The following is a 7,753-nucleotide window of genomic DNA, read 5'->3' as shown; positions in this document are numbered from 1 at the left end:
CGCCGGCCTCGGCTTCTTTTAGCACACCGATGATTTGCTCTTCAGTAAATCGCTTTTTCATGCCTGCCTCCTGTTGGGCAGACTCTAGATTAACACCGTACTAATTTCGGGGAGCAGGTCACGGTCACCCGCGGCCTTCCGGCGGGGGATCTCGTACGCAGCGTTGACCAGCGCCCGACTAGGCATACCTGCACCGCAATCCAATCTTGTTGCCGACGTTTTCTTTTTGGAGAGAGCGATGATCGTTTCTAAACGCGAACCCGTTGCCATGCCGGACCGCAGCCTCCGTATGCGCATCTTCGAATACGTCAAACGCATAGTACGGCAGCCGCCGTGTTCGATTGCTGCAACCGGATGGTTGTTCCGGCACAGCGTTGTCGTGCTATTGGCTTGGGCTGCGGTGCCCAAGGCAGCCATGGCGTGGGGGCCGGAGGGTCATCGCATTGTCGGGTATATCGCAGCCCATAACCTCACGCCGAACGCCCGCTTATCCGTGCGTACGATTCTTGGCGGCAAATCTCTGGCCAGCGCCGCAAATTGGATGGACGAGATGCGTGCCGATGCGACCTACGGCCCCATGATGAAGCGCTGGCACTACGACGACGTGGACATCTGCGCCAACCCGCCTTCGCAAACCGCATGCCCGGACGGCCAGTGCGCCTTGCAGAGGATCGTATTGTCGTCGGCGACCTTGGCCGGCCCATCATCCAAGGCGGAGAAGCTATTCGCGCTACGCGTACTTGTGCACTTGGTTGGCGACGTCCATCAACCATTGCATTCCGCCGATCATGGCGACGCCGGCGGAAATGGCATTCAATTGCGCAACCGCAAGCTGTGCCACGATGCGCACGGACGCGAAATCGAATGCAACCTGCATCAGTATTGGGACGGTGTCGTTCTGCGCCAAATGCTGAATCGAGCCGCACAGCCCTCCTCGGAAATTTCCTTCGCCAGGCGTCTGGGCCAGCAGTACCCGCCACCGCCATTGACCTCACCGCAAGTCTGGGTGGACGAAGCGGCCATTGTCGCCCGCAACGACGCCTACGACCCGTTACCGGGCTTCGCCTGTTCCGCTAGCGGCAAATTCGCCACGGAAGTCGATGCCCTTTACGATGACCAAGCCATGGCCGACATTGAACAGCAATTGGCGCGGGCCGGCCACCGGTTGGCGCAAGTATTAAACGCGATATTCCCATAGCTGTCGAAGGGAGAGAGTCGCATCCTCACCTGCCGGCATCGGGCGCGCGTAGGGAACCGAGTTTGTTGGCGCAGGTACCGCCTGGCCATTGCTGGGTAAGCATCCTTTAAATCGGGAGGCATTATGCAGAGAAGTATCAGAACGATGCTTGCAGTCTTGTTGCTGATGGCCGTGATCGGGAGCTCATCCGCAAAACCGAAGGCAAAAAAACCGAAAGCCCCTGTGGCTGGTCAGTTCCAATATTACAAATTCACCATCTCCAGCGAGGGCGAGTGGTGTTTTGCCCAAAATAGCGCCAGTCAGGACTGTACCCAGAAACGCGAGTACATAGTGCATGGGTTGTGGCCTGAGCCCGTCCATGGCAAGGTCGAGAACTGCAACTTTGCAGCCCCTTCCCCCGCATTTTCCGCGCTTGATCCCGATGTAGAAAAGACCGCCACCCAGCTGATGTCAGCATTTCTTGTCGATCACGAATGGAAAACGCACGGCGTATGCAGCGGCCTGTCCCGCAACGAGTACTTCCAACAAATCGCTACCTTGCACAGCACCGTTAAGGTACCGCACCTCGACGCAGGACAGTACAGTACAGTATTGCAGAAATTAAAGCAAAAGTTGTCGCTGAAAACAGCTGCCTAGAGCGTGGCCATATCCAGTTCGCGTGCAAAGAAAATCAGAAGAAGAATTTCCCTAAGGCCGACCGCAAGACGCTGGACGAGATTCGCCTGTGTCTATCCAAGAACCTGCAGCATTTCCAGCAATGTTCGACTGAGCTTGATGGGTGCCCAATGCAGCTAACCGCCAGAAAATAGCCTGAGGCCACTGCCGCGACCGGGCATGACAACCCGCAGGGTGCGGTAGATAGGTTTTGCCCTGCGGACTGTTCGACATCTCCGCCATACAAAGGAACCAATTCTATGCCTGCCAAACCCGACGCACGGAGTTTTTCCGAATCCACTCACGCCGTGGTCGTCGGCATCAGCTCATACCAGCGCAGCGGCCTCAAGCACCTTCCTGCCTGCGAAAAAGAGGCAGCGGCGGTTGCCGCAGCGCTGATCTCAGCGCATACCTGTGGAGTCCCGGACACGCAAGTGCATCTGCTACTCGGCAGAGCAGCAAATCCGTCTGCCATTTTGCGCCGCTTGCAGGCCTGCGCAGCCAGCGCCTCAGCTGGCGATATCTTGCTGTTCTACTTTGCTGGGCACGGCGCCAACAGCGGCCCAAGCTACGCGTTGCTAACTGATGAAGTTGATCCTGCGGATCGGGGGCGCCTGACGCGCGAGGCGCTTGTCGATGCGCTTTCGTCGACCAAGGCACGAGGCGTGCTGCTCATCCTCGACTGCTGCGGCGGCGCTCGCCTCGCCGAAAACGCGGCCTCCTATTTCCACAGCCTGGGCAAGGACGACTTCCGCCTACTGGTGAGCGCATCTCGATCCGGGCAATCGTCGTGGGAACTACCCGATCACGGATCGCTTTTTACCAGCCGCCTGCTGCGGGTGTTGCGCGGAGAGGAGCGCCTCGGCCAAGCTGGCGCGATCTACTTTAGCGAGCTGTTCGGCTACCTTCATGCGGGGGTCGTAGCCGACGCTGCGCGGATATTCGGCGGCACGAAAGAGCAGACGCCGATTTTCGCCGGAAGCCACGCGGACGATCCACTACTATTTGTTAACCGCGATTGGACGCTGGAACAAGTTCGAGTCAAGATGCGCCGCGTCTTGCCCGAAGACTTGCGGAAGAGAGTGACCTTGGCCATCGCGGGCCCCCTCGGAGTGGTGGCCATCGCGGTGGGCTGCTACTGGACCTTCCTCGACTCGCATGCGTACTTCGAGATCCGTGGTGACAGCATTGCGCTGGTCCACGGCTACCCCGAGCTGAGTGGGTTCGGTCTGCCGCGCACACGGTGGATCTACGCGTTTGGCGTGGACGATCTGCGCAGTGATGCGCGCCCGCTGCAAAACCGCACTCTAGTCCTGGATGCCAGAGATACGCCCGAGTCTGCATTGCTCAAACTGCTCAAACCGGCTCCGCGCGGCGCGATGCATTGGGCTATGGGCGATAGGGCCAATGCGCGCAAGTACCTGTTGGAAGGCGCCAGCGAACAGGGGACGCTTGCTCCTGCTCTGGTGCTGATACTGCCAGAAGCTGTCCAAGCGGGCGATGAAGATCGTCTCGAAGCACTCATCCGCCGAAAGGATCCGCAATCGGCGGCGCAGTTGATCCCCGCGCTAAGCAAACTCAGTCCAGCAAGGGCGGTAGGCGCTTTGCGCGCGAGCGGCGCCAGCAAGCACGTCGGCCTCACGCTCAATCTGCTGTCGGAATGGGATGGCCAATGCACGCCCGAAGTACAGGCTTGGTGGTCAGAAACGCTAGCCGAGCCGGGCGCCAACACTGTTTATCCCGTCATCGCGCAGGCAACGCTTCGCACGAAAGGCTGCACTTTTCCGGTTGCGAGCACGATCGGCGCGCCCAGAAGACATATCCGCAGCGCCCTTTCCACGCTCAGGCTTACGGATCCCGCAGGATTCAATACAGTGAGCGAAACAGTCAGCAACCTTCTAATGCATGTGCAAGCCGGCCCCATACCTTCGCACGACACTCTTGCCAGGCTGGCCGCCTTCGGGCGCCATCTGGGCAAGGCTCCGTGCACCCAGTGGCTGTTGAACCCGGATCTGGCTTTGGATCAGGACGCATCCATCGACGCCGGCGTCGCCGCTGCGCGCGATTGCCCAGACGCCAGGCTGGAGGCCGTCAGCGGTGATGGGCATGTGCTTTTGCTGTGGAAGCGCCAGGGCATGCCCGACCGGACGGTTGCGCGCGTCGAACTAGCGCCAGCCATGGGCGGACCGGCGCTGGCCATGGTAGAGGCGATGGTCGAAGCGAACGCCACGAATGGGCCTTCCGCCATGCGCGACATGATGCGGGCTTCCGCAAGTCCTGAACTCCGCTTGGCGCTGGCGCGCAGGCTCACTGCCCTAGGCGCGCCCGCGGAAGATATCCAGACCTACCGCCTCCCTAGCCGCCCCGATCTCGACCGGGAATTGCTGCGCTGGCTGGCCCGCACGCACCCTCAGCAGGCTGCGTCGCATCTCGCCAGTTTTATCAAGCAAGGCAGCGACGACAGCCGCCTGCTCGGCACTTTGGCAATGATACCGCTAGACGATGGGTTCAAAGCACAGCTGGCAGATCACTTGCGCGAGCGCTCCTCCACACATCGGACCATGGCCCAGACCCTGATTGGCAAGCCGGAAGATGTTCTGCAATTGCTACTGTCGCCCGATGTCACCGTACGCGCGGTAGCGGCAGAATACCTGCTCGCTAGGGCGGATCGTTTAGCTATCTTTAGGCAAGCGAAGGAACGATCCCTCCGCGCTGACCCGATACTGCAAGATGCACAACGGCGCATGCGCAAGCTCGATCACCTCATCGGGCAGTTGGAAGTCACCCCACCGTGGGCACTTGCCTGGCGGGCTCAGTGGATCGACCATTCCCAGCTGGACGACAGCGGCATGGCATTGGCTTTCGCGCAAGCGCTCGAACGTAGGTGGGCCACGATTCGACAATAAGAGTTGCGCTGCAAGGAAGCGCGATACCCCTGCGGAGCGGCCAACGTTGGTTTTTCCGCGCATTGATAACTAGGAGAGAAAAATGGCGAACGAGTTCTACACCCTTGCCAGTCTCGGCACATTTGCCGGTGCAACTGGCGCGACTGTTGTGGTCACGAACACTTTGAAATCAGCCTTTGGGATAAGCCCAGCCTGGCTGGGATTGGTGGTATCCGAACTAATCTGCTTGGGCGTCTTGGCGACCCTTAAAGTGGACAATAGTAGCGATTGGCTTGTCGCCGTGCTGAACGGATGCGCGGTGTACACAGCAGCAGCGGGAGCGACTTCGGCTGTCGCAGCGGCCGGGGACGTGCCCGGAAAAGTGAATGCTGGTACGGAACGCGACAATGCGAGCATCCAAGCAGGAAAACCGCCCGTCAAGCCAAAAACGCGTTTCTGGTCTCCCTGGTTTTGACGGCCGCGCAAGCTGCCGGGGCTGCGATCGAACGCGTGGAGTTAACGCCACGCACGCTTCCGCGCTATCCATGCGCCTGCATGGGCGCTTCGCCTACTTCAACACTGTCAGCGCGCAGCCAAGCCCACTCGGCTCGATACAGATCCGCGCTGCATTCAAGCCGGCTCATAGCCGCGTCCGGTGCCTGCTGCGGACGCATTCACCTAGTCGCGCAATCTGGGCAGATTCTGCTGGGCATTACGCAGGAGTTACCTCCCAGTCCTCGTCTCGAGCAGAATTGCCCTCAGAAAAAATTGCCATTGCGCAATAAAAATCCTCTTGCTAGGTTGCCGGTTGGCCGACTATACTTCACAAAACACTGTATAAAATCACAGTATCGGAGTTAACATGCTTGTTCCACCACTTTCCGCTACACCTGTTGCTCAAGCTGCTCTGGACCTGGCTGTACGTTCTAGCGTATGGCGTGCAAGCGAACTTGCCGTGTCGCGTGCCACGACGACGACAACCGGTCATCCTGTTCTGGATAGCCAGCTACCCAACGAAGGATGGCCGAGATCGGCACTCGTCGAACTGCTGGTTCAACAACACGGTATCGGCGAGATGCAGTTACTGAAGCCCGCATTGGCGTCGCTATCTCGACAACACAGGGTCGCCCTGATACAGCCGCCGTATCTTCCCCACGCGATGGCATGCCGGTCGTGGCGGATGAATGAACAGAATGTGCTCTGGCTTCGCCCCCAGAGCTCGGCAGATGCGCTCTGGTCAGCGGAGCAAATCCTGAAGAACGGAAGTTGCGGTGGCGTTGTCCTTTGGCAGTCGAACGTGCGACCCGAAGCACTGCGGCGCCTCAACCTGGCCGCGCAGTCCACGGATACCTGGCTATGGCTGGTTCGACCACTGACTGCGGCCGCCGACGCGTCCCCTTCACCGCTGCGTCTTGCACTGCGGCCCGCGCTCGGTGGCATCTCGGTGGACATCATCAAGCGACGAGGCCCGCATTGTGAATCCCCTATTTTCGTACCCCTGATTGACATGCCCGCTGGTCGCCAGCTGTGGGACAAAGAACATGAAACTCCTGCTCAGCGCACACCTGCCACTGCTCCCGCTCGAGTCGCTGCGCCCATGTTGGTCTGAGCCGGGGCTGTATGCAGTAACCGACAAGGGAATCGTTATCTCCATATCGATGGACGCTGGCCTGGCGGGCGTGAGGCTTGGGATGCGCAGCGGGGGCGTGATGGCGGTATCGCCTGACACGGCTATTCTTGAACGCAACCTTGCCAAAGAGGACCTTGCCCTGAATGCCATCGCGACTGCGATGATGCAGTACACGCCGGAAGTCACGTTTCAACCGGATTTCTCGGTGCTGCTGGAAGTCAGCGCCAGCCTTGCGCTCTTCCGCGGCCCCCACGCTTTATGCGCACGTGTGACAAAAGGCATCGAAGCGCTGGGCTTTACTGTGCAGCTCGGGGCCGCCCCAACGGCTGAAGGCGCATGGCTGCTCGCCCGTAGCACCCGGATGAAAAATGTCGTGTTCCGCCGCCGCGTCCTGTCACTGGCGACCATGCAGCAACGGCTGGACTTGCTGCCCTGCGCTCTGGTACCGGCAGCTGCCCCTTTCCATGATTGGCTGGGCGACATCGGCGCCAAGCGGATCGGTGCGCTGCGAAGACTTCCGCGTGCCGGTCTTCTACGCCGCACCAGCAAGGAGCTCCTGGCAACGCTGGACCGCGCCTACGGTGAAGCGCCCGAGATGCACGAATGGATCAAGCCGCCGCTGCATTTCTCCGCCCGCATCGAAACCTTCGACCGTGTCGAGAGCGCCGACGCGCTACTGCACGGCGCCACCGGACTCATCCTGCAACTGGTCGGCTGGCTCGCCTCGCTGCAACGTGCAGTACGGGTATTGACACTCGCCCTGGAGCATGAGCGTGGCCATTCCGCTATCGCGCCAACGGTACTTGAGGTGGCACTTGCCGAGCCGGTATGGCACGAGGCCCATCTGCTACGCCTGCTCAAGGAGCGCCTGGCAAAAACAACATTGGAGCGGCCGGTGATCGCACTGCGGCTCGAAGCGGTGAAGATCGAATCGATGCTGCCGCCGAACGCCAGCCTGTTCCCTGAACCCGGCGGATCACCGCAGGACTACGCTCGCTTGCTGGAGCTGTTGACGGCCAGGCTGGGAGCTGAAAACGTGCTTGTGCCCGCCGACTTGGAGGACTACCGGCCCGAGGTGTGCAACGCGTGGATCCCGGCGACGGCGAAGCGCCCGAAAACACAGATAGAGGAGATTCTGGAGGGCCGGCCCTTCTGGCTTTTGCCCAAGCCCATCAGGCTGCTGATGCGCGACGAGCGCCCGTTCTACGTCAGCCCGCTCAAAATCATCGATGGTCCTGAACGCCTGGAGGCAGGCTGGTGGAACGACCAAACCGCCGCGCGCGACTACTACATTGCGCAAGCGGCCAGCGCGGCCTGCTACTGGATTTATTTTGAGCGCGTCGCGGAAGACCCCCGGTGGTACTTGCATGGACTGTTTGCGTGACC

Annotated in this window: 6 protein-coding genes; all 6 read left to right on the top strand. The window is 60.3% G+C overall.

The annotated features are described in order from the left end of the window. Nucleotides 1–238: 238 nt before the first annotated feature. The gene (locus AC56DV_RS04230; RefSeq protein WP_496313058.1) at nt 239–1,198 is read left to right on the top strand and encodes a S1/P1 nuclease; all 960 of its coding nucleotides are present in this window, start codon (nt 239–241) and stop codon (nt 1,196–1,198) included. A gap of 123 nt (nt 1,199–1,321) precedes the next feature. Next, a complete protein-coding gene (locus tag AC56DV_RS04225) occupies nt 1,322–1,834 on the top strand; it encodes a ribonuclease T2 family protein (RefSeq protein ID WP_496313057.1) in 513 nt (170 codons plus the stop codon). A gap of 278 nt (nt 1,835–2,112) precedes the next feature. Beyond that, a complete protein-coding gene (locus tag AC56DV_RS04220) occupies nt 2,113–4,758 on the top strand; it encodes a caspase family protein (protein ID WP_496313056.1) in 2,646 nt (881 codons plus the stop codon). Nucleotides 4,759–4,840: 82 nt separating this feature from the next. Further along, nucleotides 4,841–5,212: a hypothetical protein gene (locus tag AC56DV_RS04215; RefSeq protein ID WP_496313055.1), complete on the top strand. Its 372-nt coding sequence runs from the start codon at nt 4,841–4,843 to the stop codon at nt 5,210–5,212. 387 nt (nt 5,213–5,599) lie between these two features. Then, nucleotides 5,600–6,346: a translesion DNA synthesis-associated protein ImuA gene (imuA, locus tag AC56DV_RS04210; protein ID WP_496313054.1), complete on the top strand. Its 747-nt coding sequence runs from the start codon at nt 5,600–5,602 to the stop codon at nt 6,344–6,346. Then, nucleotides 6,279–7,751: a Y-family DNA polymerase gene (locus AC56DV_RS04205; protein WP_496313053.1), complete on the top strand. Its 1,473-nt coding sequence runs from the start codon at nt 6,279–6,281 to the stop codon at nt 7,749–7,751. The genes imuA and AC56DV_RS04205 overlap by 68 nt, the downstream gene beginning before the upstream one ends. Nucleotides 7,752–7,753: the final 2 nt, after the last annotated feature.

Source organism: Massilia sp. BGA-UO-ETr-WB1 (assembly GCF_059567845.1).
Note: the sequence above shows the minus strand (reverse complement) of the source record. Positions and strands in the feature narration are given on the sequence as shown.